Raw genomic sequence first — 26,786 nt, 5'->3', positions numbered from 1 at the left:
TACGACATCACAGATTGAAACCGCGAACGACCCGGACGTCTCCGTCCTCGACCTCGACCAGCGCGACCGGGACGGCGTCCAGCTCGGCAAAGTATTGGCCATCGTCTGCGGCGATCCCGGCCAAGATACGCCCCTGTCGGAGCGCCCCTGCCTGGTCGGGGGTGAGGGAGAGAGCCGGGATGTCGTCCAGCGCCACCCTCAAGGGCAGAAGTACATCTTCAAGCGCGGAGGCCTTAGCGAGTTCGTCCAGTTTGTCCAGCGATATCGCGGCAGAGAGGTCGAACGGACCCGCCTTGATGCGGCGCAGCATGGTGACGTGGCCGACCGTGCCGAGCGCCACCGCGATGTCGCGCGCGAGGCTGCGGATATAGGTGCCCTTGGAGACGTGCGCGGTGAGCGTGACCTCCTCTAACGGGGCCTCCGACCGCGTTGTCGATCCCTCCTCACCCCCGTCATCCCAGCGAAAGCTGGGATCTTCCTGTGGTGCGGGCGCCTGTTCCCCGGAGAGATTCCAGCTTTCGCTGGAATGACGGATGGGGTGGGCGGCGAGGGCGTGGATCGTCACGTTCCTGCTCGCCAGCACCACGTCCTGCCCCGCGCGCGCGAGGTCATAGGCGCGTTCGCCGTCGACCTTCAGCGCGGAATAGGCCGGCGGCACCTGTGCGATCGGGCCGGTGAACTGCGCGAGGACCGCCTCGACCGCGTCCATCGTCGGGCGCACGTCGGAGGTCGCGATGCTCACCCCCTCGGCGTCGAGCGTGTCGGTCTGGACCCCGAACATTACCGTAAAGTCGTAGATCTTGTCGCTGTCGAGCATCCGCCCGGCCAGCTTGGTCGCCTCGCCGACCGCGATCGGCAGCACGCCCGTCGCGAGCGGATCGAGCGTGCCGCCATGCCCGACCTTGAACTTGCCATAGCCGCCGTTGCGCAACGCGCGCTTCACCGCGGACACGCCCTGCGTCGAGCCCAGCCCCAGTGGCTTGTCGAGAATGATCCAGCCATGCATGTTCGGGGTCCTTGAATTCTGGGGGGCAAGATCGCGAGCCCCACACACTCCGTCATCCTGACGAACGTCAGGATCCAGAGCCACGTGCGACCGTGTTCGGTACCCTGGATCCTGACTTTCGTCAGGATGACGGGGTAGTGGAAGCGGAAGGGCGGGGGCTACCTAAGCGCCTCGGTAAAATGCCGGCGGCAGAGCGCGACATAGCGGTCGTTGCCGCCGATCTCGGTCTGCTGCCCCTCGGCGATTGCGCGGCCGTTCGCATCGACGCGCAGGTTCATCGTCGCCTTGCGCCCGCACATGCAGACCGACTTGATCTCGACCAGCGAGTCCGCCAGCGCCAGCAGACGCGCCGATCCGGGGAAGAGTGCCCCCTGGAAATCGGTCCGCAAGCCGTAGGCGAGCACCGGGATGCCGACGACGTCGCAGATCTGTGCGAGCTGGTCGACCTGCGCGGGGGTGAGGAACTGCGCCTCGTCCACGAGCACGCAGGATATCGCATCCTCGCCGTGCTGCCGGGCGATGCACGCCCCGATATCAGTCGTCGCGTCGAACGCGATCGCTGGCGCCTCCAGCCCGATCCGCGAGGTGATCGTCCCCGCTGCGAACCGGTCGTCGATCGCCGCGGTGAACAACATCGTCCGCATCCCGCGTTCGCGATAGTTGAAGTCTGCCTGCAACAGGTTCGTCGACTTTCCCGCATTCATCGACGCGTAGTAAAAATAGAGTTTCGCCATTGCATGGCTTTAGGCGTGCGTCATGCGATGCGTCCACTGTGTGCGTGTGGACATTGCGCGCGGCGCGGATACCATCGCCGATGATATCGGGGGATCGTCATGCGCGCTGCCATCTGGGTGCTTACTATCTTCGGGGCGATCTGGGGCGTTATCGGCCTTGCCGGGTTCGGGTGGCCGGGCATGGCTGTCCCGATCGTGATCTCGGTGATGCTGATAACCTGGGCAAGCCGCATCGCCGCGCCGGTACGGGCAGCGGCGGACGCCAAGCGTATCGGACGGCTGATCGGCATCTGGACGATGGTCGAGGGGATCGCGATATTCGCGACCTTCGCGCTGGCCCCGGTGCTCGGCATCCCCGATGCGGCGGTGCCGATCCTTGCGATCGTCGTCGGATTGCACTTCCTGCCGATCGCGCGCGGCATACCGACGCCCGTCTATTATGCGACCGGGTCGGCGATGATCGCGACAGGCACGATCGCGCTGCTGCTGCCGGCGGCGGACCGACATGCCGCAACCGGCATTCCCTGCGCGATCATCCTCTGGGCGAGTTGCGTGGCAATCGGCCAGCGCAGTCAGCGCGGAATCCTCGTCTAGCCTTCGTCGGCGCCAAGGTCCCGCGCGACATGCGGGGCGCGCAACAGCGCGTCGATATGCGTGCCCTCGTCGAAGCTCTCGTCGGGGAGGAATTTCAGCTTGGCGGCGTAGCGCATCTGCACGCGCGCCGCGACCTCGCGCTGAAGATAGGCGGTGTTGGTCCGCAGCGCCTTGAGCACCTTTTCCTCGTCCTTGCCGAGCAACGGCTTCACGAAGACGGTCGCGTGGCGGAGGTCGGGGGACATGCGGACCTCGGTGATCGTGACAAGATGCTTTTCGAGCACCGCATCGTGCACGTCGCCGCGCGCGAGAATGTCGCTGAGCGCGTGACGCGCCTGCTCGCCAACACGCAGCGTGCGGACGGACTTGGTCTCGGGGGTATCGGTCTTCATTTTTTCAGCTCTCTCGCCCCTCCGGGGAGAGGGTGGGGGTGAGGGGCAATCCCGACCGCGAGCGATCGGTATTGCCCCTGACCCGGCCCCCTCCCCACGACGGGTACCCATGAAACCATCAGTTTCGCGGGGCCCGGGGAGAGGGCTTTACGTCATTACAGTGTGCGGTCGCGCATCTCGACTTCGAACGTCTCGAGATAGTCGCCTGCCTTGATGTCGACGAAGTTGGACGTGAACGTCACGCCACATTCGAGACCGGCACGGACTTCGGCGACATCATCCTTGAAGCGACGCAGCGATGCGATCTCGCCCTGGTAGATGATGACGTCGTTGCGCGTGATGCGCGCCTTGAGCGCCTTGCGGATATTGCCCTCGGTGACGAGCAGACCCGCCGCCTTGCCATGCTTGCCCGCCGAGAAGACCTCGCGGATTTCCGCACGGCCGACGACCGTCTCGAACGCTTCCGGTCCAAGCTCGCCTGCCATGCCCGCCCGGATCTCGTCAATCAGGTCGTAGATCACGTCATAATATTTGAACGCGACCTTCTGGCGCTCCGCGATCTCGCGGGCCTTGGCATTCGGACGAACGTTGAAGCCGATAATCGGTGCACCCGATGCCGCCGCCAACGTGACGTCCGACTCGGTGATACCACCGACGCCCGAGCTCAGCACGCGCGCCTTGATCAGGTCGGTGGAGATCTTGTTGATCGCCCCGACGATCGCCTCGACGGTACCCTGCGTATCGGCCTTCACGACCAGCGGATATTCGATCGCCTGCTTTTCCTTCAGCGCCGAGAACATGCTCTCGAGGCTGGCCGGAACCGATGCCGTCCGCTTGTCGGTCTTCACGCTGCGACGATATTCCGCGACTTCGCGGGCCCGTGCCTCGTTCTCGACCACCTGGAACGGATCGCCCGCCGACGGCACGCCCGACAGACCGAGGACCTCGACCGGCATCGCCGGACCCGCTTCCTTGATCTGCTTGCCCTTGTCGTCGACCAGCGCACGGACCTTGCCGCTCTCGCCGCCGACCACGAAGATGTCGCCGACCTTGAGCGTACCACGATTGACGAGGATCGTCGCGACCGGGCCACGACCCTTGTCGAGCTTGGCCTCGATCACTGTACCCTCGGCCGCGCGATCCGGGTTGGCGCGCAGTTCGAGCAGTTCGGCCTGGAGCTGGATCTTCTCGATCAACGTGTCGAGACCGATCTTCTTGGTCGCGGAGACTTCGACGTCCTGGACGTCGCCGCCCATGTCCTCGACCACGATCTCCTCGCTCAGCAGGCGCTCGCGCACCTTCTGGGCATTGGCGCCTTCCTTGTCGATCTTGTTGATCGCGACGATCATCGGCACGCCCGCGGCCTTGGTGTGGGCGATCGCCTCCACCGTCTGCGGCATGAGGCCGTCGTCCGCCGCCACCACCAGGATGACGATGTCGGTGACGTCCGCGCCGCGAGCACGCATCTGCGTGAACGCCTCATGGCCCGGCGTGTCGAGGAAGGTGATCTTCGACTTGTCCTTCAGCGTGACCTGATACGCGCCGATATGCTGGGTGATGCCACCCGCTTCGCCGCGCACCACATCGGTGCCGCGCAGGGCATCGAGCAGCGACGTCTTGCCGTGATCGACGTGACCCATGATCGTGACGACCGGGGCACGCGGACGCAGAGTCTCGTCGGCATCGTCGATCGTGTCGTTCGCCAGATCCTGGTCGACATCGCTGACGCGCGTCAGGTTGTGACCGAATTCGGTGACGAGCAATTCGGCCGTATCCTGGTCGATCGTCTGCGTCATCGTGACGGGCATGCCCATCTTGAACAGCGCCTTGACGAGGTCGGCACCCTTCTCGGCCATACGGATGGCCAGTTCCTGCACGGTGATCGCCTCGGGGACGACCACGTCGCGGACCTGCTTGGCCTGCGGCTCGCGCGGACCACCGGTGCCACGACGCTCCTTCTCACGCGCACGCTTGAGCGCGGCGAGCGAACGGGCGCGGGCGCCATCGCCATCGCCGAGTGCGCGGTTGACGGTGAGCTTGCCCGAAGTGCGACGATCGTCGCCCTTGCGGTCACGCTGCTGCGGCCGTGCCGGGACGGCATCGCGGCGTACGCCACCCGCAGGTGCGTTTGCACCGGTCGCGCCAGGGCGCGCTGCGGTCGTACCGGCGTTGGCCGCCGTGGTCGGCGCTGCTGCTGCGGCAGGCGCTGCAACGGGCTTTGGCGGCGGGGGAGGGCGTTCAGGACGCGCCACCGGCGAGAAACGGCGTGGTGCCGGCATCGACGGATCGCGCGACAGTTCGAGAATCGGCGGCGGTGCCGGCGGAGCAACGGGGGCCGGCGCAGGCTTGGGAGCCGGCGCAGGTGCCGCCACCACGGGTGCGGGCTTCGGTGCAGCGACGACAGGCGCGGGCGCAGGTGTCGCGGCCGGAGCCGGGGCTGGCGCAGCGACGGGCGCAGGCGTCGGTGCCGCGACCGGAGCGGGAGCCGCTTCGACCACGGGCGCGGGCGCAGGCGCCTCGACCGGCTTCGGCGCAGGCGCGGCCTTGGCCTCCGCCTCGGCACGGGCACGGTCGGCGGCGCGGTTGCGCTCGTCCTCGGCCGCCTTGAGACGCTCGGCCTCCTGGCGACGACGTCCTTCTTCCAGCGTGTTCATGCGCTGCTCTTCCGCCTCGCGCAGCAGCTTTGCCTGACGCTCCTGCGGCGACAGGTTGCTCTGCGCGGGCGGGCGCACGGGGGCTGGGGCGGGCTGTGGGGCACGCGCCTGCGGGGCCGGTGCGGGCGCCGCAACGGGTGCGGGCGCCGCAACCGGTGCATCCGCGACCGGACCGTCGGGCTCGCCCGGACGGCGCAGCACGCGCGCACGCTTGGTTTCCACGATCACCGTATTCGATCGGCCGTGGCTGAAGCTCTGCTTCACCTGGCCGGTCTCGACCGTGCGCTTCACACCCAAAGGTGCGCGCATGCCAAGTTTCGGCTTCTCGTTGTCCGTGTCGCTCACTCAAATTCCTCAGTCATGTCCACGGCCGGGCTGTGTCCGGTCGATCCGGACGCCCCTGTTATGGGTGACGTCCCGTTTTGTTGGGACGCCGATGCGCCCTGCGAGGCCGTTTCGCAAGACACGGGAGAAGGTTCGGGGCCGATAAAATGCAGCCAGCGGTCGAGCGCTTCGCTCACCCGCTTTGCTGCAGCGCGGTCGGTCAGGCCAATGTGTACCACATTTTCCCGCCCCAGCGCCAACGCCAATATGGTGCGTGACGCAGGCAGTGCCAACCCCCGCAGACCCGAGCCTTCGACATCGTTGCCGATGCGCCACGCCTGGTCGAGCTTGCGGTTGCCATCCTCGGCCGCGTCGGACGCATGATAGAGCGCCTTCAGCTTGCCCGAGCGCGCGTTCTGCTCGATCCGGTCGGATCCGATCAGGACGGTGCCCGACCGCGATTCGAGCCCGAGCCGGTCGAGCGCGTTACGCTCGAGCGCGGCTTCGATCTGCGCGGGGAGCTCTGGGGGAATCGTGAACTCGCCGGTCTTGAACGCCCGCGCGAGCGCGCCTTTCAGCTTGCCCTTCTTGATCGCGGCTTCGAGTTCGACGCGGGTGACGCCGATCCAGGCACCGCGGCCGGGCGCCTTGGCGCGCACGTCGGGATGGATCTGTCCGTCCGGTGCCAGCGCGAGGCGGACGAGATGCGGCCGGACGTCGCGCTCACCCGAAAGGATACACCGGCGGATGGGTTCGGCGTCGGCGCCTTCGCGCACGCGCGGCGGGCCGGGGGCGCGCTCGCGCTTGCCCCCCTTGCCCTTGGTCGAAGCCGGGCGATCGCCCTGTCCCGTCCCGCTTGCGGGGGACGAGGAGGGCAGGGTGTCGGTAGCGCCTAGCGTCTCATTGCGAGGATTCCGCATGAGCGTCCTCCTGCAATTGCGGCTTCGGGGCGTCGCGGTCGACCAGCAACTGGCCGCCCGCGCCGTAATTCTCGGTCGAGACTTCTTCGATCACGATCTGCACCGCAGCCGGGTTCTTTCCCAGCCGCTCGACGAGCGACTGGGTGACGTCGGCGACGATGCCGGCCTTCTGGTCCTTGGTGGCGGACCCCGAAATGCGGATGCTGACAAACGGCATCAGGCCTTGTCGTCCTCGCTCTTCGCGTCGGTCGACTCTGCGGCGTCATCCATCGCAGCGTCGTCTGCCGCAGTGTCCTCGGCCAAAGCCGCTTCCACCGGAGCCGCGTCGGCTTCGTCAGCCTCGGCCTCGGGTGCCTCGTCCTCGAACCAGTGCGCACGCGCGGCCATGATGATCTCGTTGCCCTGCTCGTCGCTGAGCCCGTATTCAGCGAGAATGCCGCCCTTGGGCTCGGGACGCTTGGGCGCATCGTCGTTGCGACGGCGTGGCTCGACGCGCTTCTTCTCGACCAGCTCGTCGGTCGCCAGATCGGCAAGGTCGTCGAGCGTCTTGATGCCAGCCTTGCCGAGCGTGACGAGCATCGCCTCGTTCAGATACGGCATGCCCGCCAGCGCGTCCTCCACGCCGAGCGCGGTGCGCTCTTCGCGGCTGGCCGCGTCGCGGCGCTCGAGCGCCTCGGTCGCGCGGTTCTGCAGCTCGCCCGCGAGATCCTCGTCGAAGCCCTCGATGCCGGCGATCTCCTCGACCTCAACATAGGCGACCTCTTCGAGGTTCGTGAACCCTTCGGCCACCAGCAGCTGCGCGAGCGTCTCGTCGACGTCGAGCTCCTTCTCGAACATTGCCGAGCGCTCGACAAAGTCCTTCTGGCGCTTCTCGGAGGCATCGGCCTCGGTGAGGATGTCGATCGCCTTACCGGTCAGCTGCGACGCGAGCCGCACGTTCTGGCCACGACGGCCGATCGCGAGGCTCAGCTGATCGTCGGGAACGACCACCTCGATGCGCTCTTCTTCCTCGTCGATCACGACGCGGCTGACCGAGGCCGGCTGCAACGCGTTGACGACGAAGGTCGCGATGTCGGGCGACCAGGGGATGATGTCGATCTTCTCGCCCTGCATTTCCTGCACGACGGCCTGAACGCGGCTGCCCTTCATGCCGACGCACGCGCCGACCGGATCGATCGACGAATCATGGCTGATGACGCCGATCTTCGCACGCGAACCGGGATCGCGCGCGGCCGCCTTGATCTCGATGATCCCGTCGTAGATTTCGGGGACTTCCTGCGCGAACAGCTTCTTCATGAAGTCGGGGTGCGCGCGGCTGAGGAAGATCTGCGGCCCGCGGTTTTCGCGGCGGACGTTGAGGATCAGCGAGCGGATGCGGTCGTTGACGCGCACCACTTCGCGCGGAATCTGCGCGTCGCGGCGGATGACGCCTTCCGCACGGCCCAGGTCGACGACGACATGGCCGAACTCGACGCGCTTGACGACGCCGGTGATGATCTCGCCCGCGCGGTCCTTATACTCTTCGAACTGGCGCTCGCGCTCGGCGTCGCGGACCTTCTGGAAGATGACCTGCTTGGCAGCCTGTGCGGCGATGCGGCCGAACTCGATCGGGGGCAGCGGATCGACGATGAAGTCACCGAGCGCTGCGTCCTTCTGGAGCTTCTGCGCACCCTTGACGTCGACCTGCTTGAAATAGTCATCGACGGCCTCGACCACTTCGACGACGCGCCACAGGCGCAGATCGCCGGTGTTGGGGTCGAGCTTGGCGCGGATGTCGTTCTCGGCGCCGTAGCGCGAGCGGGCGGCGCGCTGGATCGCGTCCTCCATCGCCTCGATCACGATCGCCTTGTCGATCATCTTCTCCGACGCGACCGAATTCGCGATCGCGATCAGTTCCGCGCGGTTTGCGGTGACTGCCGTGGCCATCAATGCTGTCCTTCTTCGGTCTCGGCCTCGTGAGCGTCAGGCTCATCGGTGGGCGTGTCTTGATAGAATACTTCGTCCGCGCCTTCGGTTGAAAGCGGCGCGGTCGCGGCGATGAGTCGGTCGGTCATGACGAGCTTGGCGTCGGCGACCTGCGAAAAGTCGATCGTCATGATCTTGTGCTTGTTCACGTCGACGGTGATTTTGGTGCCCTCGACGCCCATGAGGTTGCCCGAGATCTGCTTGCGATCCTCGAACGGCTCGACAAGGCGGATGCGCGCCTCCTGGCCTTCCCAGTCGGCAAAGTCCTGGAGCCGGGTCAGCGGGCGATCGATACCAGGGCTCGACACTTCGAGACGGTACGCGTCTTCGCCGACCGGGTCCTTGCCCTCGGCTTCGAGCGCATCGAACTTGTCCGAGATGCGGCGCGACAGTTCGGCGCAATCCTCGATCACTAGCTGGCGGGTGTCGGGGCGCTCGGCCATGATCTGCAGCGTCGGATCGGACTTGCCGCCCTGCATGCGCACGCGCACGAGGCTGAGGCCGAGCGCCTTGGCTTCGGGTTCGATCAGGTCGGTCAGCAGGGCGATATTCGCCATCGAAATTCCAAACAGGGCCAAAGCACAGGGGGTTTCCGCCGCGGAGCAAGCCCCGCAGCCTCTTCACCTGGCGATGTAGAGAAGTGATGTCCCTATACGCCGGCTGGCGTTGCTCCGCAAGCGGGAGCAACCTTCGTTCGTCACGCTGCGTTTGCGTTGAGATTTCCGGGAGAAGATCATGATTCGTCGCACGCTGTTCGCTACCACCATCCTGTCCGTCACTTTGCTCGGTGCGACCGTCTCTGCGGCGCAGACCGCGGGCGGCAAGCCGTTCAGCGAGACCGTCGTCGCCGATTTCGAGTCACCCTGGGCGATGACGGTCCTGCCCGATGCGCGGATGCTGGTGACGGAGAAGAAGGGGCAGATGCTGCTCGTGTCCGCCGATGGCAAGACGCGGCAGACCGTGGCGACGATCACGGTCGACTCGGCGGGGCAGGGCGGCTTGATGGATGTCGTGCTCGCACCCGATTTCGCGACGAGCAAGCGTGTCTATTTCAGCTATTCGAGCGCGGGCGAGGGCGGCAAGGGCGTTGTCCTCGCGCGCGGGCGGCTGCGCCCCGACGGCGGGGGTGGCGAGCGGCTTGGCGAGATCGAGGTGATCTTCAGCGCGCGGCCGTTCGTCGAGGGCAATGGCCATTATTCGGGTCGCATCGCGTTTTCGCCCGACGGCAAATATCTGTTCTTCACCAATGGCGAGCGACAGAAGTTCACGCCGGCGCAGGATCCGAAGATGACGCTGGGCAAGGTCCTCCGCCTGACGCTCGACGGCAAGCCCGCCCCTGGCAATCCGCTCGCCGCCAAGGGGTTCGCACCCGAGGTCTGGACCTATGGCCACCGCAACCTGCTCGGCATCGCGTTCGATGCGCAGGGCAATTTGTGGGAGCAGGAGATGGGGCCGAAGGGCGGAGACGAGGTCAATTTGATCAGGCCCGGCCTGAACTATGGCTGGCCCAACGCGTCGAACGGCAGCCATTATGACGGCCGCGACATTCCCGATCACAAGCCGGGCGACGGTTACGAGGCGCCCAAGGTGTCGTGGAACCCGGTGATCTCGCCGGGCGGGCTGATGATCTATTCGGGCGCGATGTTCCCGCAATGGAAGGGCGATGCGTTCATCGGCGGGCTGTCGTCAAAATCGCTGGTCCGCGTCGACCTGAACGGCACGACGGCGGCGAAGGGCGATCAGTGGGACATGGGGGCGCGCATCCGCGAGGTGGAGCAGGGCCCCGACGGCGCGATCTGGGTGCTCGAAGACGGCGGTGAATCGCAGGGCCGGTTGATCAAGCTGACCGCGAAATAGAATGGTGGACCCGTCCCCCTGCCGCGCGGGGGGATGGGGTCAATCCCGCACGATCAGATAGTTCATCCGTGCAGCGGCGATCGGCTTGTCGCGTTCGTCCTGCCACGCGGTCGCCTCGACATTGGCGACGCGCGTGCCAAGCCGCGTCACCACGCCGGCGGCCCGAGTCGGCTTGTCACGCCCGCCGCGCATGAAATCGACCGTGACGTTGACCGGCTTGATGCGTGCGGAGGCGCCATCGCCGCCCTCGGCATTGAGCGCATGGTACAGCGCGGCGATCGCCGCCACTTCGAGCAACCCGGAAATCGCGCCGCCATGGAGGAAGCCGGGGCGGCCGACCACGTCGTTGGCGAACGGCATGACCAGGATCGGCGGCGCGCCGTCCTCGGCTTCGATCGCGACGCCGAGGATCGCCGCATAGGGGGGAAGACCGATCACCATGTTCCGAGCACCATGAACGTCCCCGCGACATGCGCGAGCGGATCATCGGGGTCGCCGTCATGCGCCTGTCCGCGTACGAACGCGATCGACCGCGTCAGGCGATAACATTCGCCGCGGCCGATCACCGTCTTGTCGGGCGTCGCCGGGCGCAGGTAATCGACGCGCAGATCGAGCGTCGCATGCGGCACGAACGCGTTGCGCTTGATCCAGATCGCGAGACTCGTCGCCATGTCCATCATCGTGATGATCGGCCCCGACGCGATCACGCCGCTCGACGGATCGCCGACAAGCTTTGGATCATAGGGCAAAGCGAGCTCTGCCCAGTCCGCGCCATGCGCATGATAGCGCATGCCGAGCGCGGCGCCGTGCCCGCCAAACCCATGCTTCGAAAATCGCTGTGCATCGAACCCGTCCATGTCCCGACCTCTACACGCCACCGACCGCCGCGCAACATTGCCGCACCTGCGGGGCGGGGCTAGCATCGTGTACAACGAGATCAGGAGAGAGGATCGCCATGAACGACCGGGTCACCATCGCCGTTTCGGACGGGATCGCCGATGTCCGCCTCAATCGCGCGGACAAGATGAATGCGATCGACCCGGCGATGTTCGCGGGAATCGCCGCCGCGATCGACCGGCTGGCGGGGATGGCCGAGGTGCGCGTTGTCGTGCTGTCGGGCGAGGGGCGGGCGTTCTGCGCGGGGCTCGACATGGCGTCGATGGCGGGCGGCGGGTCGGGGCTTTCGCTCGACGACCGGACGTATGGCGACGCCAATCTGGTGCAGCAGGTCGCCTGGGGCTGGCGCACGCTGCCGATGCCGGTGATCGCCGCGGTCCACGGCGTCGCGTTCGGCGGCGGGTTCCAGATCATGTCGGGCGCCGATATCCGCATCGCGCACCCGCAGGCCCGGTTCGCGATCCGCGAGACGCATTGGGGGCTGGTGCCCGACATGGCGGGGATCGCTTTGTGGCGCACGCTTGCACGCGACGACGTGCTGCGCGAACTGACCTACACCGCGCGCGAATTCGACGGGGCAGAGGCGCTGCACCACGGCTTCGTCACGCGGCTCGACGAGAATCCGCATGCCGCCGCGATGACGATGGCGCGCGTGATCGCCGCAAAGAACCCGCAGGCGATCCGGGGGTCGAAGGCGCTTTACACGCTCGCCGCGGATGCGGACTCGGCGGCGATCCTGCGCGCCGAAAGCGACGCGCAGGGGCGGGTGATGCGCAAGCCCAACCAGGTCGAACAGGTCCGCGCCAACATCGAAAAACGCGCCGCGGTGTTTGTCGACTAGGGCTATTTCATCAGCACGAGCTCTTCCGCCATCGTCGGATGCAGCGCCACCGTCGCGTCGAAATCGGCCTTCGTGAGCCCGGCCTTCACCGCGACCGCGGCGGATTGCAGGATCTCGGGGCAGTCGGGGCCGATCATGTGGATGCCGACCACACGGTCGGTCTCGCCGTCGCAGATCATCTTGTACAGCGACCGCTCGTTGCGCCCCGCGAGCACGTTCTTCATCGGCCGGAAGTCCGACGTGTAGACCTTCACCGAGCCCAGCGCCTGCTTCGCCTGCGATTCGGTCATGCCGACGCCGGCCATCGGCGGGTGGCTGAACACCGCGGCGGGGACGTTCGCGTAGTCGACGCGCGTCGGCTTGTTGCCGAAGAAGGTGTCAGCGAACGCCTGCCCCTCGCGGATCGCGACGGGGGTCAGCTGGATGCGGTTGGTGACGTCACCGACCGCGAAGATGCTGTCGCAGCTCGACTTGTTGTCGTCGTCGACCACCACCGCGCCCGCCGCGTCGAGCTCGACGCCTGCGGTCTCGAGCCCGAGCCCCTTGGTGTTGGGCAGGCGGCCGGTCGCGAACATCACAAGATCGACGACGATCGGCTCGTGCCCGCTCGTGTGTACGGTCAGGCAGCCATCCTCGCCCTTGTCGATCCCCTCGAACGCCGCGTTGAAGCGGAAGTCGATTCCCTTGCTCATCGAGATCTGGAGCAGCCGGTCGCGGATCGATTCGTCATAGCCGCGCAGGATCACGTCGGTGCGGTTGATCAGCGTGACGTGTGCGCCGAACTGGTGGAAGATGCCTGCGAACTCGTTGGCGATATACCCCGCGCCCGCGATCAGCACGCGCTTCGGCACGGCGTCGAGATGGAACACTTCGTTCGACGTGATGCCGTGCTCGGCACCGGGGCAGTCGGGCACCAGCGGGTGCGCGCCGACCGCGATCAGGATCTTCGCGGCGGTCTTTTTGCTGCCGTCGGCGAGCGTCACCTCGTTGGGGCCCGAGACCACCGCGCGTTGGTGGATGATGTCGACATGGTTGTTCTCGAGCGTCTGGGTATAGGCGCCGTTGATCCGGTCGACCTCCTCCATGACGTTGTCACGCAGCGTCGGCCAGCTGAACGCGCAGTCGTCGGGCACCTGCCAGCCGAAGCGCTTGGCGTCCTTCAGATCCTCGGCGAAATGCGCGCCGTAGATCAGCAGCTTCTTGGGTACGCAGCCGCGGATGACGCAGGTGCCCCCGACGCGATATTCCTCGGCGACCGCGACGCGCGCGCCGTGTGCAGCGGCGACGCGCGACGCACGCGTACCGCCCGAGCCGGCGCCGATGACGAAGAGGTCATAGTCGAATTGGGTATCGGTCACGGGCTATCCTTGTCGTCGCGCCGCCGCGCTGCGGCTTTGGGTGCCATCTGGGGCAGGGGGGATGCGCGGACAAGCCCGGCGCGGCGATCAGGCTGATCGGCCGGCTCTATCGATGGCCGGCTTTGCGCATCGGCATCACGTCGATCGTCTGCTCCAGCACGGCGGTGGGGAAGGGGTGTGCGCTGCGCAGTTTCTCACCGCCGTCCTTGCCGATCAGGATCGCGGTAAAGGCGGCCGGAAGGCGGAACTTGCGGCGCAGTGCGGGGGCGGTGTCGCCGGCCCCGCGGACCTGGTCGCCGATGACCTCGACTATGGTGAGGTCGCGGTCGTCGCATTTTGCGGTCCAGCTGCCAAGAAGGCGGCGCTGCTCGGCGAGCGCCGGGTCCTGCGCGGAGGGTGCCGCGACGATCAGCACGCGGCGGTCCCATCGCATCTGCGCGAGAGTGGGGGAGGCGGCGAGCGCGGCGGCTAAGAGCATCGACATGAAGATGTAACGCGGCAGGTTCGCTCGCGCTCCCTCAGCCACCACCCCGGCGAAGGCCGGGGCCCAATTGGGAGGGGGGTCGTTTGGGAAACCACGGTTCGCCCAATTGGACCCCGGCCTTCGCCGGGGTGGTGCAGGTTGAGGTTGGGGGAAGCGCGTTCCCCCGAGCCCAGCTTACCCAAACGCGCGCTTGATCAGGTCATCCGTCGAAGGATCGAACGTCTGTCCACCCTTCTCCGCCGCCTTCGCCATCTCCTTGCCCAGCTCCACCCCGAACTGGTCGAACGAGTTGATCCCCAGCAGCACGCCGTTCACGAACACGCGGTGCTCGTAGAACGCGATCAGCGCCCCCAGCGTGCGCGCATCCAGATCGTCGAGCAGCAGCGTTGAAGACGGCCGATCACCCGAATAACTCCGCGCCGGATCCTCGACCTGCTTGCCCGCCATCAACGCCGCACCCTGGGCGAACGCGTTGAGCAACAGCGCCTTGTGATGCTCCTCGGGCAGCGTGTCGCCGGCCTCGATCGACGCGACGAACTCGACCGGCACCAGATGCGTGCCCTGGTGGAGCAGCTGGAACACCGCGTGCTGCGCCTCGGTGCCGACCCCACCCCAGGTGATCGCCGCCGACGGCCGCCCGAGCGGCTCGCCGTCCGCGGTCACCGACTTGCCGTTCGACTCCATCTCCAGCTGCTGGAGATAGCTCGGCAGCAACCGCAACCGCTCGTCATAGGCAAAGGTCGCACGCGTCTCGGCATGGCGGATCTGCGTGTAATAGAGGTCGGCAAACGCGGCGAGCGCGGGCGCATTCTCGTGCAGCGCGGCGAGGCGGAAATGGCGATCCATCTCGGCCGCCCCCTCGAGCAGCTCCTCGAACCGGTCCCAGCCGAGCGCGATCGCGGCCGGGAACCCGATCGTCGACCACAGCGAATAGCGCCCGCCGACGCTCTCGGCGAACGGCAGGATGCGCGTCTCGTCGACGCCCCATTCCATCGCCTTTTCGGGCGCCGCGGTCAGCGCGATCACGCGCCCATACGGATCCTCGACATTATGCTCGGTCATCCACTGCAGCGCGGCTTCGGCGTTCATCAGCGTTTCGGTCGTGGTGAAGGTCTTCGACGCGACCACCAGCAACGTCGCGGCGGGATCGAAGCGTTCGAACACGTCCTCCAGCGCGACGCCGTCGACATTGGCGACGATCCCGACATCATAGCGCTTGTCGTCACGCCCGAGCGAGTCGACCAGCAACTGCGGCCCCAGCGCCGACCCGCCGATCCCGACGTGCAGGATATGCCGCACCGGCCCCAGCGCATCCGCCTCGATCGCGTCGATCAGCGTGCGCATCCGCTGGTGGCTCGCCTGCGCGATCGCGACGCTCTCGGGCTTGCCCTCGCCGCGCTCGGCGGTGTGCTCGACCGCGCGGCCCTCGGTGACGTTGACGACCTCGCCCGAGAACAGCGCCTGGCGCTTGCCCGCCAGGTCCTGCGCCTTGGCCATCTGCTCGAACGCGGCGACCATGTCGGTCGTGAGATGCGTCTTAGACCAGTCGAAATGGATACCCGCGACGTCGAGGCTCAGCTTCGAGAGGCGCTCCGAATCCTGCGCGAACAGGTCGGTCAGCGTGGTGGCGGGCAGGGCTTCGATCTTGGACCAGTCGGCGGTCATGCTACTTCTCCGAATAGACGTGCGCGCCGGTCATGCTGCAAGCGCGAGACCGCGACAACGGTCTTTCGGCGTTCGGTATCCTGCATGCGCTTGACGACACGCGCCGGTTGAGCAAACCCGCGAGCATGGCAAAAGACACGAAGACCAAACCGGTGCGCTCCGAAACTGCAGAGACGTTCCGCTTCCTTTTGAAGCTGGCGGTGGTCGTGCTGATCCTGCGCAGCTTCATCTTCGCGCCGTTCAGCATCCCGTCCGAATCGATGCTGCCGCGGCTGCTGATCGGCGACTATCTCTTCGTGTCGAAGTGGAATTACGGCTATTCGCGCTGGTCGCTGCCGGGTGGGGTGCCGCTGATTCCCGGCCGTATCTTCGGCAGCACGCCGACGCGCGGCGACGTCGTCGTCTTCCGCGCGCCCGAAGTGCTCGATCACGACGTCATCAAGCGCGTGATCGGCCTGCCCGGCGAGACTGTCCAGATGCGGCAGGGCGTCGTCTATCTCAACGGCAAGCCGATCCCGAAGCTCCGCATCGCCGACTTCACGATCCCGCTGACCGCCAATTTCGACGCCGAGAAATGCGGCGCGCCGTTCGTCGACGTCGTCGCCAACGTCCAGATCTGCCGCTACCCGCGCTTCCGCGAAACGCTGCCGGGTGGCCGCAGCTACGAGGTGCTCGATCAGGCGCAACTCCCCGACCGCGACGATACCGGGCTCTACACGATCCCCGCGGGTCATATCTTCGTGATGGGCGACAATCGCGACGACAGCGGCGACAGCCGCTTCCCCGCGCCGAGCGGCATGGGCTACGTCCCGCTCGAGAATGTCGAGGGCAAGGCGGTCGTCAGCTTCTTCTCGACCGACGGCAACGCCGAATGGCTGAAGCCCTGGACCTGGGTCAGCGCCGCGCGCTGGAGCCGGATCGGGGAAGGCTTTTGAGCGACCTCGCCGGCTGGCTGAAGACGCTCTTCGGCCGCACACCGACAAACCTCGCGCCCTATGAGCGCGCACTGACGCACGGCAGCCAGGCCGCGGCGAACTACGAGCGACTCGAATTCCTCGGCGATCGCGTCCTCGGCCTCATCATCGCCGAATGGCTGTACGAACTGTTCGCCACCGACCCCGAAGGCTCGCTGTCGAAGCGCCTCAACGCGCTCGTCACCGGCCCGGTCTGCGCCGACGTCGCCCGCGAACTCGGCGTCCGCGCGCATCTGAAACTCGGCAAGCAGGCGCGCGACGACGGCGCGAGCGACAGCGACAATGTGCTCGGCGATGTCATGGAGGCGCTGATCGGCGCCTGGTATCAGGAAGCCGGCCTCGACGCCGCGCGCGCCTTCGTCCGCGGCGCGTGGGGGGACAGGGTGCAAGCAGGCGCCAAGGCCCCGCAGCACCCCAAGTCCGCGCTCCAGGAATGGGCCGCCGCGCACAACCGCAAGCCCCCCGAATACACCGTCGTCGAACGCTCCGGCCCCGGCCACGCCCCCAAATTCACGATCCTCGTCTCGATCGGCAAGCTCGCGGAGGCGACCGCCATGGGCTCCAGCAAACAGGAAGCCGAAACCGCGGCCGCCAAGGCGCTGTTGGAAAAGCTCGGCTGACCCGCACCTCTCCGTCATCCTGACGAACGTCAGGATCCAGAGCCAAGAGCGACAGCCTGCGTGACCCTGGATCCTGACTTTCGTCAGGATGACGGATGCGGCGGGTGCGGGAATGACGGCCGCGCGTTTTATCTGTATGAGCGGCGCCGAATATCCCGATGCCGAAAAGAACCTGCGTGACCGAACCTACCATTCCTGAGACTTCCGCCCCCCAATCGGCGACCCCCAAGCATTGCGGCCTCGTCGCCATCGTCGGCGCGCCGAACGCCGGCAAGTCGACGCTCGTCAACGCGCTCGTCGGCCAGAAGGTGGCGATCGTCAGCCCCAAGGCGCAGACCACGCGCGCCAAGCTGATGGGCGTCGCGATCGAAGGCGACACGCAGATCCTGCTCGTCGACACCCCCGGCATCTTCGAGCCCAAGCGCCGCTTCGACCGCGCGATGGTCGCCGCCGCCTGGGGTGGCGCGGAAGGCTCGGACATCATCGCGCTGGTGGTCGACGCCAAGGGCGGGATCGGCGGCAAGGTCACGGGAATCGTCGAGTCGCTGGTCGGCCGTACCGAACCGATCTGGCTGATCCTCAACAAGGTCGATCTCGCCGACAAGACCAAGCTGCTGATCCACGCGGAGAAGCTGAACGCGCTGCTCCCCTTCGCCGAGACGTTCTTCATCAGCGCGGGCACCGGCGACGGCCTTGCGCACTTCAAGACGCAGCTCGCCAAGGCGATGCCCGAAGGCCCGTGGCATTATCCCGAAGACCAGGTCTCCGACTCGACCGAGCGCGCGCTCGCGTCCGAAGTGACGCGCGAGCAGCTCTATCTCCAGCTCCACGCCGAGCTCCCTTATGCGAGCACGATCGAGACCGAGCAGTATATCGAGCGCCAGGACGGGTCGTTGGAAATCCACCAGCAGATTCTCGTCGAACGCCCGACGCAGCGCGCGATCGTGCTCGGCAAGGGCGGCGTCCGTATCAAGGAAATCGGTGCCCGCTCACGCATCGAACTCGCCAGCATCACCGGCAAGCCCGTCCACCTCTACCTGCATGTGAAGGTCAAACCCGGCTGGGACGAAGACCGCGAAGTCTACCGCGACATCGGTCTCGACTGGGTCGACTGACCACCAGTCCGCTACTCGCCCTACCTGTTCCCCCGCGAAGGCGGGGGCCCAGTCTGGGCTCCCGCCTTCGCGGGAGAACAACCTTGCGCGCTCGGTCAGCGCCAATACACCCCCACCCAGCACTACCCCGGCGTAGGCCGGGGCCCAGTTGGGGGACGGTCGTTACGACGGGCAGCCCTCCGTTACTCAGGCCTTCTCACCTGGGCCCCGGCTTCCGCCGGGGTGGAAGATAAAATCCCCTCCACCCAATCCGGCACCAGCACCCCCGCGGCCCCGATCCGCGTTTCCTCGAAGAACACGCTCCCCATCGACGGATCGAGGTTGAGCTCGAGCGTCGCGGCGCCGTGATACACTGCGGTCTGCACGAACCCCGCCGCCGGATACACCGCGCCCGACGTCCCGATCGACACGAACAGATCGCAACGCGCCAGCGCCGCCTCGATCCGCTCCATCTGGTACGGCATCTCGCCGAAGAACACGATGTCCGGCCGCAACGCCGCCGTGCCGCACGCGCCGCACACCGATCCTTCCGGCAAGCTCCCGGCCCAGTCCTCCCGCGCGCCACACACCGCACACAGCGCCGACAGCAACTCGCCATGCATATGCAGCATCCGCGTCGCCCCTGCGCGCTCATGCAGGTCATCGACATTCTGCGTGACGATCAGCAATTCGCCCGCCCACGCTGCATCCAGCCGCGCGAGCGCGTGATGCGCTGCGTTCGGCTCGACCGCCGCCAGCGCCGCGCGCCGCAGATCGTAGAAGCGGTGCACCAGTTCCGGATCCGCCGCGAGCGCCTCGGGCGTGCACACGTCCTCCACTCGGTGGCCTTCCCATAAGCCGCCCGGCCCGCGGAACGTCGCGATCCCGCTCTCCGCGGAGATGCCCGCGCCCGTCAGAACGACGATGTTCCGTATATCCTGCATCGGTGGAGTCTAGGGATGGCGCTGTCGCGAGGATAGCTGCAGCCGCGCCGATATCGCGCCCCACCACGCATCGCGTCGACGGGATGCGTCCGGTTGCTCGGTTCCGGCGTTGAACCGAACCGACCATGTCTTCATGGCCGCCCGCAAATTGCCCGCCGGTGCCGCCATGGCACCGTGCGGCAGGATAATCGAAGGACCCAATGCGATGGTGACGAAAAAGCTGATGCTGCTGAGCAGCGTGATCGCGGTCCTTGGCGGCTGTGGCGACCAGACATCGACCAGCGCCAACAGCGCCACCGCCAACACCAGTGCGGCGGCGAGCCCCGCGTCCGACGTGACCCGCGTCCGCGGTGTGATCACCGCGGTCAATACCGACGCGCTGACCGTCCAGACCTATGACGGCAAGTCGGTCAGCGTCCCGCTCGACGCGCAGACCAAGGTCGCCTGGGTGGTGAAGTCGGACCTGTCGACGCTGAAGGACGGCGACTTCGTCGGCACCGCGACGACCGGCCCCGACGATGCGCTGCGCGCCGTCGAACTCGTCATCTTTCCCGAGGCGATGCGCGGGACCGGCGAAGGGCATTATCCCTGGGACGTCCCCGGCGCGGTCGCGGCCGCAGGCGGCGGCATGAACGGCTCGAGCGCGATGACCAACGGCACAGTCGACGGGCAGAGCGCGATGACGAACGGTACCGTCGATCAGCAGAGCGGCATGACCAACGGCACCGTCACCGGCGGTGCGGGGAAGCCCGGCGAGACGAAGCTGAGCATCTCGTACAAGGGCGGCAAGGCGCAGGTCGTCGTTCCCGTCGGCACCCCGATTGTCCGGTTCGAGCCGACCGAGCGCTCGGTCCTCGCGAAGGGCCAGAAGCTGTTCGCGGTCACCCCGGCCGGCGCGTCGGGTGCCAAGTCGGTCGCCGTCGGCAAGGACGGCCTGACCCCGCCGATGTAATCCGGTTCGGCCGCCGCGCCGGTACGCCGGCAACGCGCGCGACGCGTGGCAGGAGGGGCAGGGCCGCTCCTCCTGCCATGCGGTTGCCGGGACGCCCGCCGACTTCATAAATCACCCGATCGCCGCTAAGACGCCTGCAAACCCGTATCCGTAAAGGCGCTGCATGACCGTCATCACCGAAGCCGACCTGATCGAAAGCGTCGCCGACGCGCTCCAGTTCATCAGCTATTACCACCCGATGGATTACATCCGCGCGCTCGGCGTCGCGTACGAGGCCGAGAAATCGCCCGCCGCCAAGGATGCGATCGCGCAGATCCTCACCAACAGCCGGATGTGCGCGGAGGGCCACCGCCCGATCTGCCAGGATACGGGCATCGTCACGATCTTCGTCGAATGGGGCCAGGACTGCCGCCTCGACTCGACGCGCTCCTTGCAGGAGGTCGTCGATGAAGGCGTGCGCAAGGCCTATCTCAACCCCGAGAACAAGCTGCGCGCGTCGATCCTCGCCGACCCCGCCTTCACCAGGCGGAACACCAAGGACAACACGCCGAGCGTGATGCATGTCGAGATGGTGCCCGGCAACACCGTCTCGATCGACGTCGCGGCCAAGGGTGGCGGCAGCGAGAACAAGTCGAAGTTCAAGATGATGAACCCGTCCGACTCGATCGTCGACTGGGTGCTCGAGATGATCCCGCAGATGGGCGCCGGCTGGTGCCCGCCGGGCATGCTCGGCATCGGCATCGGCGGCACCGCGGAAAAGTCGATGATCCTCGCCAAGCAGTCGCTGATGGGCGCGATCGACATGGCACAGCTGAAGGAACGCGGCCCCAGGAACGACATCGAGGCGCTGCGGATCGAGATCTACGACAAGGTCAACGCGCTCGGCATCGGCGCGCAGGGGCTGGGCGGGCTCTCCACCATCCTCGACGTCAAGATCTTCGACTGGCCGACGCACGCCGCGTCGAAGCCGGTCGCGATGATCCCCAACTGCGCCGCCACGCGCCACGCGCATTTCGTGCTCGACGGCTCGGGCCCGGTCTATCTCGAAGCGCCCAAGCTCGAGGAATGGCCAGATGTGAACTGGACGCCCGACAAGGCGGCGATCCGCGTCGATCTCGACACGCTGACGCCCGAGGTCGTGCAGACGTGGAAGCATGGCGACCGCCTGCTGCTCAACGGCAAGATGCTCACCGGGCGTGATGCCGCGCACAAGCGGATCGCCGACATGCTGGCCAAGGGCGAGGAACTCCCCGTCGATTTCCGCGGTCGCGTGATCTATTATGTGGGGCCAGTCGATCCGGTCGGCACCGAGGTGGTCGGCCCCGCCGGCCCCACCACCGCGACGCGGATGGACAAGTTCACGCGCATGATGCTCGACCAGGGCCTGCTCGCGATGGTCGGCAAGGCCGAGCGCGGCGGCGACGCGACCAAGGCGATCGCAGAGCGCAAGTCGGCCTATCTGATGGCGGTCGGCGGTGCGGCCTATCTGGTCGCGCGCGCGATCAAGGGATCGAAGGTCGTCGGTTTCGAGGATCTCGGCATGGAGGCGATCTACGAGTTTGAGGTCGCCGACTTCCCGGTGACCGTCGCGGTCGATTCGGCGGGCAAGAACGTCCACCAACTCGCGCCGCTCGTCTGGCGCGAGAAGATCGCGCGCGAGGGGTTGCTGACCCCTGCGTGATGCCGGGGCCCGCCGAGGCCGATAGATGGGAACGGGGAGGGTGGCCCCTTTGTTGACCGTGCGAACCACAGGAGTTTCGTATGTTCAAGCCCGCCACCCCCGTTCTCGCGATCGCGATCGCGGCTCTCATGACGGCCGGCGCCAGCGCGCAGACCAGCACGCCGGCGCCCGCGCCCACCCAGTCCAATGGGGGTCTCGGAGGACTTAGCGACAGCCTCGGTGGCCTTGGCGGCGGACTGGGCGGACTGTTCGGTGGCGCCGCGCCGAGCATCGGGTCGATCGGCGCGGGCAATGCTGCAGGGCTGCTCGGCTACTGCCTCAAGAACAATCTGCTTGGGCAGGGCGGGATGCTTGGCGGGCTGGCCGGCGGCCAGACCAGTGCGCGCGCGGCGCCGCAGGCCAGCGGCGCGCAGTCGATCCTACAGCGGCTGACCGGACGCAAGGACGTGCAGACCTCGCCCGGGTTCGCCGCGGGGCAGGCGGGGCAGGTCCAGGCCGGCAATGGCCAGACGCTGGCGCTGGGGAATCTCGGCGGGCAGGTGAAGACGCAGCTTTGCAACGTCGTGCTGAAGCGCGCGAAGGCGTTCCTGTAAGGCGGACCAGGAAGGAAGGCGGGAAGACCCCGCTTTCCCCCGCCGTCATCCTGACGAAAGTCAGGATCCAGGGTTATGAAGCGCGCCGTTGATGGCTCTGGATCCTGACTTTCGTCAGGATGACGGGGGCTGAGTAGGAAGCGGTACCACGTCACACCGCGGGTATCGGTCGCTGTCACAAGGCCGGCGCGACTCACACCTCCGCGAAAACTTCGCCACAAATGAAAAGAGGTTGCCGAGGCGCATCCCTGCGACCCGGCAACCTCCAGACATGGTCAGCGGCCGGAGAGCTCCAGCCCGGAGGACCATGCGTACCACCTCATCCTGTCACACACGCGTTGACTGGGGGAGGATACCCCCCACGCATGTCGTCGGATATTAGCGGTGCGTCCCCCGAACGAACCGAACCGAACTCACTGCTGAACCATGAGACATCGGATCACCTCCTTTCGCTTGTTGAAAAAACACGACCAAGCTTGGCCGCGACCGCAATGTGTGCCGAGTATGCCCGCGATACAAGCCTTGATTTGGATAAGATTTCGATCGATCCTTCGCGGCTGTCGCTTGGCCGCAAATCAGCTGCGGCAGTCCTCCGCGACGCGCCCGATCTCGGCCCAGGCGGGGACGACGAGCGGCGGCTGGCCGGGCTGATCGATCACGAACCGGCCGCGGCTGAACCCCATCGCCTCGAGCAGCGGATCGGACGCGGTCAGCGTTGCGGCGACGGTGGTTGCAGTCATGGGCTGGACGGGGAGCGCCCGCGTGACGCTCGACGTGCGGATCGTCAGCGGGGTGACCGCGCTCGCGGTGCGCGACAGCACGACCTGGCGCGCGGCGGTGTCGCAGCGCAGCGTCAGGACGGGTGCACCCGGCGACGTCCCGAACGACGCGAGCGACCCGCGGGGCTCGCGGCGATACGTCCAGGTTCCGGGTGTATAGGGCCAGTCACGCCAGTCCGCGGTCAGCGGCATCGGGCGCGGCGCCGGGGCCGGGCGGGCGACGGGGGCAGGCGCGGGCGGTGCCTCGACCGTGCGCGGCGCGACGCAGCCGGAAACCAGCGCGAGCATGGCGAGGCTGGAGAAGCTGGCGGGCGTTCGCCGGCCGGCGGCGGAAAGGATGGAGACGCGCATCGCAGCGCTATGCGGCAGGCATGGGCAGGGCTCAAGTCGCGGCGGTGGACAGGGTGTGGGAACCGGCGCACGCTGATACCGGTTCAGCGACGGAAGATTCTGAATCAGGAGAAGAATGATGTCCGATACCGCTGCTGCACAGACGCCGACGCAATTGCTCGTCCAGGCGAATATCTCAGGGACGATGAAGGTCGAGAGCCGCGATGGCGATGCGGTCGGATCGGTCTATGCGTTCATGGTCCACAAGGGCACGGGCCGTGCGACGCACGCGGTGCTCAGCCTCGGCGGCTTCCTCGGCATGGGCAAGAGTTTCTATCCGCTGCCGTTCGCGCTGCTCCAGTTCGACGCGGTCCGCGACCTGTATGTCGTGACGATCGACAAGCGCGTGCTCGAAGGCGGCCCGAGCTGGGCGAACAATGCACCCGTGTTCGACCAGGCCTATGCCGATCGCGTCGCGAGCTACTACGGCTCGAACAGCGAAGACCTCGTCGTCGGCTAATCCTCGCCTTACCGTCATCCTGACGAACGTCAGGACCCAGAGCAACGACCGCAGCGTCCGTGGCTCTGGGCCCTGACTTTCGTCAGGGTGACGAAGAGGGGGGCGCCTCAGCGCGAGCGCGAGCCGCCCATCCGCATCTTCTGGCTCTTCCCGTAACGCGTTTTCCGCGTCCCCGGCTTGCCCTCGTTCGAGCGCCCCATGACCGGAGCCTTCTGCTGGTCCACGGGCAGACCCAGCTCCTCGTTCTCTAGCTGCCGGATCTCGTCGCGCAGGCGCCCGGCGGTCTCGAATTCGAGATCTGACGCCGCTTTGCGCATCTGCTTTTCCAGATCCTCGATATACGCGCGCAGATTATGGCCGACCATGTGCGGGCGGTCCTCGTCGATCGGGATCGTCACCTGATCCTGGCTCGCGACATGCGCGATGATGTCGCCGATGTTGCGACGGATCGTCGTCGGCGTGATGCCGTGTTCGGTGTTGTATGCGACCTGTTTCTCGCGGCGTCGCGCGGTCTCGTTCATCGCGCGCTCCATAGAGCCCGTGACGCGGTCGGCATACAGGATCACGCGGCCGTCGACGTTACGCGCCGCGCGACCGATCGTCTGGATCAGCGAGGTCTCGGAGCGCAGGAATCCCTCCTTGTCCGCATCGAGGATCGCGACCAGCCCGCATTCGGGGATATCCAACCCCTCGCGCAACAGGTTGATGCCGATCAGCACGTCGTACACGCCGAGCCGCAGGTCGCGGATCAGCTCGATCCGCTCGAGCGTCTCGACGTCGCTGTGCATATAGCGGACCTTGATCCCCGCCTCGTGCATATACTCGGTCAGATCCTCCGCCATCCGCTTGGTCAGCGTCGTGACGAGCGTGCGATAGCCGAGCGCGGTGGTCTTCCCGACCTCGACGATCAGGTCCTGCACCTGCTCCTCGACCGGCTTGATCTCGACGGGCGGATCGATCAGCCCGGTCGGGCGGATGACCTGTTCGGCGAACACGCCGCCGGTCTGCTCCATTTCCCAGCTGCCCGGCGTCGCGGAGACATAGGTGGTCGGCGGGCGCATCGCGTCCCATTCGTTGAACCGCAGCGGCCGGTTGTCGATCGCGCTCGGCAGGCGGAAGCCATATTCGGCGAGCGTCAGCTTGCGGCGGTGATCGCCGCGCGACATGCCGTTGATCTGGCCGATCGTGACATGGCTCTCGTCGACGAACAGCAGCGCGTTGTCGGGCAGATATTCGAACAGCGTGGGGGGCGGCTCGCCCGGCATGCGGCCGGTGAGGAAGCGGCTGTAATTCTCGATCCCCGCGCAGCTGCCGGTCGCCGCGATCATCTCGAGGTCGAAGTTCGTCCGCTGCTCTAGTCGCTGCGCCTCGAGCAATTTGCCCTCGAGCACCAGTTCCTTCAGCCGCTCGGCCAGCTCGTGCTTGATCGCCTCGCCCGCCTGTTTCAGCGTCGGGCCGGGCGTCACGTAATGCGAGTTCGCATAGACGCGCACTGAGTTGAGTGACGCAACCTTCTTGCCGGTCAGCGGATCGAACTCGGTGATCTCCTCGATATCGTCGCCGAAGAACGAGATGCGCCACGCGCTGTCCTCGTAATGCGACGGGAAGATCTCGAGCGTGTCGCCCTTCACGCGGAAATTGCCGCGCTGGAACGCCGCGTCGTTGCGCTTGTACTGCAGCGCGACGAGCTTGCGCACGATCTCGCGCTGGTCGACCGTCGTGCCCTTTTTCAGGTCGAAGATCATCGCCGAATAGGTCTCGACCGAGCCGATGCCGTACAGGCACGATACCGATGCGACGATGATCACGTCGTCGCGTTCGAGCAGCGCGCGCGTCGCCGAATGCCGCATCCGGTCGATCGACTCGTTGGTCGACGATTCTTTCTCGATATAGGTGTCAGACCGCGCAACATACGCCTCGGGCTGGTAATAGTCGTAGTAGCTGACGAAATATTCGACCGCGTTGTCGGGGAAGAACGACTTCATCTCGCCGTAGAGCTGCGCCGCCAGGATCTTGTTTGGCGCCAGGATCAGCGCAGGCCTCTGCACGCGTTCGATCACGCTCGCCATCGTGAAGGTCTTGCCCGACCCGGTGACGCCGAGCAGCACCTGATCCTTCTCGCCGTCGCCGATCGCCGAGACGAGTTCGGCGATCGCGGTCGGCTGGTCGCCGGCGGGGGCGTATTCGCTGACGAGCTTGAACGCCTTGCCGCCCTCGACCTTGGCAGGCCGCGCGGTCGGGCGGTGCGGGACGAAGGTGTCGCCGGTTTCGGGCTCGGCGAGACTGGTGCGGATCTGAATGGCCATCGAGGGGGAATATGGGGAACAAACGCGGCAACGGCAACGTGTCGGGCAGCTCTGATCCGTCATCCTGACGAAAGTCAGGACCCAGGGTCCCGGGGGCAGCCCTTTGCGGCTCTGGATCCTGACTTTCGTCAGGATGACGGGTGTCGGGTCGGCAAGAGCAGGTCGTGTAACCCGCGGTGACGGCGGCGCTTTGTGCCCCCCCAAGCTTTGCTGTTGTTGACCCATACCCCGCGCGCCAATACTGCGACCGTTTCGCAAGCCATCGATCCGCCGACGCCCCGCCGCGCAGGCCAAGGAAAACG

26 protein-coding genes are annotated in these 26,786 nt (G+C 66.6%); 10 read left to right on the top strand and 16 right to left on the bottom strand.

The genetic code is table 11. The features are described 5' to 3' along the window. Positions 1-7: 7 nt before the first annotated feature. Positions 8-1,006 (bottom strand): tRNA pseudouridine(55) synthase TruB, encoded by a 999-nt coding sequence (gene truB / locus ASE72_RS03025; RefSeq protein ID WP_056016482.1) that lies wholly within the window; start codon positions 1,004-1,006, stop codon positions 8-10. Between the two features lie 158 nt (positions 1,007-1,164). After that, positions 1,165-1,740, bottom strand: coding sequence for a thymidine kinase (locus tag ASE72_RS03020; protein WP_056016479.1), 576 nt, complete (start codon positions 1,738-1,740; stop codon positions 1,165-1,167). A gap of 99 nt (positions 1,741-1,839) precedes the next feature. Here ASE72_RS03020 and ASE72_RS03015 point away from each other — a divergent pair, with 99 nt between their 5' ends. Next, positions 1,840-2,334 carry a hypothetical protein gene (locus tag ASE72_RS03015; RefSeq protein WP_056016476.1) on the top strand — a complete coding sequence of 165 codons (495 nt, stop codon included), beginning with the start codon at positions 1,840-1,842 and terminating at the stop codon, positions 2,332-2,334. Here ASE72_RS03015 and rbfA read toward each other — a convergent pair. The 6 genes from rbfA to rimP all read right to left on the bottom strand — a co-directional run bounded on the left by rbfA (position 2,331) and on the right by rimP (position 9,146). After that, positions 2,331-2,726 (bottom strand): 30S ribosome-binding factor RbfA, encoded by a 396-nt coding sequence (rbfA, locus tag ASE72_RS03010; RefSeq protein WP_056016473.1) that lies wholly within the window; start codon positions 2,724-2,726, stop codon positions 2,331-2,333. The genes ASE72_RS03015 and rbfA overlap by 4 nt on opposite strands. A gap of 155 nt (positions 2,727-2,881) precedes the next feature. Then, on the bottom strand, positions 2,882-5,725 hold the full coding sequence (infB, locus tag ASE72_RS03005) for a translation initiation factor IF-2 (RefSeq protein WP_056016471.1): 2,844 nt from the start codon (positions 5,723-5,725) through the stop codon (positions 2,882-2,884). Continuing rightward, positions 5,722-6,480: a DUF448 domain-containing protein gene (locus ASE72_RS03000; RefSeq protein ID WP_056018814.1), complete on the bottom strand. Its 759-nt coding sequence runs from the start codon at positions 6,478-6,480 to the stop codon at positions 5,722-5,724. Before ASE72_RS03000 ends, infB begins: the two co-directional genes overlap by 4 nt. Before the next feature lie 124 nt (positions 6,481-6,604). Continuing rightward, entirely contained in the window at positions 6,605-6,841 is a 237-nt protein-coding gene (locus ASE72_RS02995) for a tautomerase family protein (RefSeq protein WP_056016469.1), read from the bottom strand. Beyond that, positions 6,841-8,550, bottom strand: a complete 1,710-nt coding sequence (gene nusA, locus ASE72_RS02990; protein ID WP_056016467.1) for a transcription termination factor NusA — start codon at positions 8,548-8,550, stop codon at positions 6,841-6,843. Before nusA ends, ASE72_RS02995 begins: the two co-directional genes overlap by 1 nt. After that, positions 8,550-9,146 carry a ribosome maturation protein RimP gene (gene rimP / locus ASE72_RS02985; protein WP_056016464.1) on the bottom strand — a complete coding sequence of 199 codons (597 nt, stop codon included), beginning with the start codon at positions 9,144-9,146 and terminating at the stop codon, positions 8,550-8,552. The genes nusA and rimP overlap by 1 nt, the downstream gene beginning before the upstream one ends. A 178-nt stretch (positions 9,147-9,324) precedes the next feature. Between rimP and ASE72_RS02980 the strand changes: the two genes are divergently transcribed. Further along, entirely contained in the window at positions 9,325-10,446 is a 1,122-nt protein-coding gene (locus tag ASE72_RS02980; RefSeq protein WP_056016461.1) for a PQQ-dependent sugar dehydrogenase, read from the top strand. 39 nt (positions 10,447-10,485) lie between these two features. Here ASE72_RS02980 and ASE72_RS02975 read toward each other — a convergent pair whose 3' ends face one another. Further along, the gene (locus ASE72_RS02975; protein ID WP_056016458.1) at positions 10,486-10,887 is read right to left on the bottom strand and encodes a PaaI family thioesterase; all 402 of its coding nucleotides are present in this window, start codon (positions 10,885-10,887) and stop codon (positions 10,486-10,488) included. After that, on the bottom strand, positions 10,881-11,303 hold the full coding sequence (locus ASE72_RS02970) for a PaaI family thioesterase (protein WP_056016455.1): 423 nt from the start codon (positions 11,301-11,303) through the stop codon (positions 10,881-10,883). Before ASE72_RS02970 ends, ASE72_RS02975 begins: the two co-directional genes overlap by 7 nt. Positions 11,304-11,401: 98 nt before the next feature. Here ASE72_RS02970 and ASE72_RS02965 point away from each other — a divergent pair, with 98 nt between their 5' ends. Continuing rightward, complete coding sequence (locus tag ASE72_RS02965) at positions 11,402-12,184, top strand: crotonase/enoyl-CoA hydratase family protein (RefSeq protein ID WP_056016452.1); 783 nt, start codon at positions 11,402-11,404, stop codon at positions 12,182-12,184. A gap of 2 nt (positions 12,185-12,186) precedes the next feature. Here ASE72_RS02965 and gorA read toward each other — a convergent pair whose 3' ends face one another. The 3 genes from gorA to pgi all read right to left on the bottom strand — a co-directional run bounded on the left by gorA (position 12,187) and on the right by pgi (position 15,691). Beyond that, complete coding sequence (gorA, locus tag ASE72_RS02960; protein WP_056016448.1) at positions 12,187-13,542, bottom strand: glutathione-disulfide reductase; 1,356 nt, start codon at positions 13,540-13,542, stop codon at positions 12,187-12,189. A gap of 106 nt (positions 13,543-13,648) precedes the next feature. After that, complete coding sequence (locus ASE72_RS02955; RefSeq protein ID WP_235532199.1) at positions 13,649-14,026, bottom strand: DUF4174 domain-containing protein; 378 nt, start codon at positions 14,024-14,026, stop codon at positions 13,649-13,651. Between the two features lie 174 nt (positions 14,027-14,200). Next, positions 14,201-15,691 carry a glucose-6-phosphate isomerase gene (gene pgi / locus ASE72_RS02950; RefSeq protein WP_056016445.1) on the bottom strand — a complete coding sequence of 497 codons (1,491 nt, stop codon included), beginning with the start codon at positions 15,689-15,691 and terminating at the stop codon, positions 14,201-14,203. 125 nt (positions 15,692-15,816) lie between these two features. Between pgi and lepB the strand changes: the two genes are divergently transcribed. From lepB to era, 3 genes are all read left to right on the top strand, one after another. After that, complete coding sequence (gene lepB / locus ASE72_RS02945) at positions 15,817-16,626, top strand: signal peptidase I (RefSeq protein WP_056018808.1); 810 nt, start codon at positions 15,817-15,819, stop codon at positions 16,624-16,626. Next, the gene (gene rnc / locus ASE72_RS02940) at positions 16,563-17,285 is read left to right on the top strand and encodes a ribonuclease III (protein WP_082445753.1); all 723 of its coding nucleotides are present in this window, start codon (positions 16,563-16,565) and stop codon (positions 17,283-17,285) included. Before lepB ends, rnc begins: the two co-directional genes overlap by 64 nt. 176 nt (positions 17,286-17,461) lie before the next feature. Continuing rightward, positions 17,462-18,400: a GTPase Era gene (era, locus tag ASE72_RS02935; RefSeq protein ID WP_235532198.1), complete on the top strand. Its 939-nt coding sequence runs from the start codon at positions 17,462-17,464 to the stop codon at positions 18,398-18,400. A 182-nt stretch (positions 18,401-18,582) separates the two neighbouring features. Here era and ASE72_RS02930 read toward each other — a convergent pair whose 3' ends face one another. Beyond that, complete coding sequence (locus ASE72_RS02930; RefSeq protein ID WP_056016440.1) at positions 18,583-19,323, bottom strand: NAD-dependent deacylase; 741 nt, start codon at positions 19,321-19,323, stop codon at positions 18,583-18,585. Positions 19,324-19,528: 205 nt separating this feature from the next. Between ASE72_RS02930 and ASE72_RS02925 the strand changes: the two genes are divergently transcribed. The 3 genes from ASE72_RS02925 to ASE72_RS02915 all read left to right on the top strand — a co-directional run bounded on the left by ASE72_RS02925 (position 19,529) and on the right by ASE72_RS02915 (position 22,549). After that, positions 19,529-20,275 carry a hypothetical protein gene (locus ASE72_RS02925; RefSeq protein ID WP_056016437.1) on the top strand — a complete coding sequence of 249 codons (747 nt, stop codon included), beginning with the start codon at positions 19,529-19,531 and terminating at the stop codon, positions 20,273-20,275. Positions 20,276-20,438: 163 nt separating this feature from the next. Continuing rightward, positions 20,439-21,956: a fumarate hydratase gene (locus ASE72_RS02920; RefSeq protein ID WP_056016434.1), complete on the top strand. Its 1,518-nt coding sequence runs from the start codon at positions 20,439-20,441 to the stop codon at positions 21,954-21,956. Between the two features lie 80 nt (positions 21,957-22,036). After that, positions 22,037-22,549: a DUF2501 domain-containing protein gene (locus ASE72_RS02915; protein WP_056016431.1), complete on the top strand. Its 513-nt coding sequence runs from the start codon at positions 22,037-22,039 to the stop codon at positions 22,547-22,549. A gap of 575 nt (positions 22,550-23,124) precedes the next feature. Here the strand turns inward: ASE72_RS02915 and ASE72_RS02910 are convergent. Then, positions 23,125-23,679, bottom strand: coding sequence for a hypothetical protein (locus ASE72_RS02910; RefSeq protein ID WP_056016428.1), 555 nt, complete (start codon positions 23,677-23,679; stop codon positions 23,125-23,127). Between the two features lie 118 nt (positions 23,680-23,797). Here ASE72_RS02910 and ASE72_RS02905 point away from each other — a divergent pair, with 118 nt between their 5' ends. After that, positions 23,798-24,178, top strand: a complete 381-nt coding sequence (locus ASE72_RS02905; RefSeq protein ID WP_156350081.1) for a PRC-barrel domain-containing protein — start codon at positions 23,798-23,800, stop codon at positions 24,176-24,178. A 107-nt stretch (positions 24,179-24,285) separates the two neighbouring features. On the opposite strand, the gene uvrB is transcribed toward ASE72_RS02905, so the two are convergent. Next, positions 24,286-26,484, bottom strand: a complete 2,199-nt coding sequence (gene uvrB, locus ASE72_RS02900; protein ID WP_056016421.1) for an excinuclease ABC subunit UvrB — start codon at positions 26,482-26,484, stop codon at positions 24,286-24,288. Between the last annotated feature and the right edge of the window lie 302 nt (positions 26,485-26,786).

Source organism: Sphingomonas sp. Leaf20, assembly GCF_001421535.1.
In the GTDB taxonomy this organism is placed as follows: domain Bacteria; phylum Pseudomonadota; class Alphaproteobacteria; order Sphingomonadales; family Sphingomonadaceae; genus Sphingomonas.
Note: the sequence above shows the minus strand (reverse complement) of the source record. Positions and strands in the feature narration are given on the sequence as shown.

Excerpts from the sequence above, each read along its gene's own strand:
- truB (WP_056016482.1), bottom strand. The coding sequence starts at position 1,006 with ATGCATGGCTGGATCATTCTCGACAAGCCACTGGGGCTGGGCTCGACG.
- ASE72_RS03020 (WP_056016479.1), bottom strand. The coding sequence starts at position 1,740 with ATGGCGAAACTCTATTTTTACTACGCGTCGATGAATGCGGGAAAGTCG.
- ASE72_RS03015 (WP_056016476.1), top strand. The coding sequence starts at position 1,840 with ATGCGCGCTGCCATCTGGGTGCTTACTATCTTCGGGGCGATCTGGGGC.
- rbfA (WP_056016473.1), bottom strand. The coding sequence starts at position 2,726 with ATGAAGACCGATACCCCCGAGACCAAGTCCGTCCGCACGCTGCGTGTT.
- ASE72_RS02995 (WP_056016469.1), bottom strand. The coding sequence starts at position 6,841 with ATGCCGTTTGTCAGCATCCGCATTTCGGGGTCCGCCACCAAGGACCAG.
- nusA (WP_056016467.1), bottom strand. The coding sequence starts at position 8,550 with ATGGCCACGGCAGTCACCGCAAACCGCGCGGAACTGATCGCGATCGCG.
- rimP (WP_056016464.1), bottom strand. The coding sequence starts at position 9,146 with ATGGCGAATATCGCCCTGCTGACCGACCTGATCGAACCCGAAGCCAAG.
- ASE72_RS02980 (WP_056016461.1), top strand. The coding sequence starts at position 9,325 with ATGATTCGTCGCACGCTGTTCGCTACCACCATCCTGTCCGTCACTTTG.
- ASE72_RS02975 (WP_056016458.1), bottom strand. The coding sequence starts at position 10,887 with ATGGTGATCGGTCTTCCCCCCTATGCGGCGATCCTCGGCGTCGCGATC.
- ASE72_RS02970 (WP_056016455.1), bottom strand. The coding sequence starts at position 11,303 with ATGGACGGGTTCGATGCACAGCGATTTTCGAAGCATGGGTTTGGCGGG.
- ASE72_RS02965 (WP_056016452.1), top strand. The coding sequence starts at position 11,402 with ATGAACGACCGGGTCACCATCGCCGTTTCGGACGGGATCGCCGATGTC.
- ASE72_RS02955 (WP_235532199.1), bottom strand. The coding sequence starts at position 14,026 with ATGTCGATGCTCTTAGCCGCCGCGCTCGCCGCCTCCCCCACTCTCGCG.
- pgi (WP_056016445.1), bottom strand. The coding sequence starts at position 15,691 with ATGACCGCCGACTGGTCCAAGATCGAAGCCCTGCCCGCCACCACGCTG.
- lepB (WP_056018808.1), top strand. The coding sequence starts at position 15,817 with ATGGCAAAAGACACGAAGACCAAACCGGTGCGCTCCGAAACTGCAGAG.
- rnc (WP_082445753.1), top strand. The coding sequence starts at position 16,563 with ATGGCTGAAGCCCTGGACCTGGGTCAGCGCCGCGCGCTGGAGCCGGAT.
- ASE72_RS02930 (WP_056016440.1), bottom strand. The coding sequence starts at position 19,323 with ATGCAGGATATACGGAACATCGTCGTTCTGACGGGCGCGGGCATCTCC.
- ASE72_RS02925 (WP_056016437.1), top strand. The coding sequence starts at position 19,529 with ATGGTGACGAAAAAGCTGATGCTGCTGAGCAGCGTGATCGCGGTCCTT.
- ASE72_RS02920 (WP_056016434.1), top strand. The coding sequence starts at position 20,439 with ATGACCGTCATCACCGAAGCCGACCTGATCGAAAGCGTCGCCGACGCG.
- ASE72_RS02915 (WP_056016431.1), top strand. The coding sequence starts at position 22,037 with ATGTTCAAGCCCGCCACCCCCGTTCTCGCGATCGCGATCGCGGCTCTC.
- ASE72_RS02910 (WP_056016428.1), bottom strand. The coding sequence starts at position 23,679 with ATGCGCGTCTCCATCCTTTCCGCCGCCGGCCGGCGAACGCCCGCCAGC.
- ASE72_RS02905 (WP_156350081.1), top strand. The coding sequence starts at position 23,798 with ATGTCCGATACCGCTGCTGCACAGACGCCGACGCAATTGCTCGTCCAG.
- uvrB (WP_056016421.1), bottom strand. The coding sequence starts at position 26,484 with ATGGCCATTCAGATCCGCACCAGTCTCGCCGAGCCCGAAACCGGCGAC.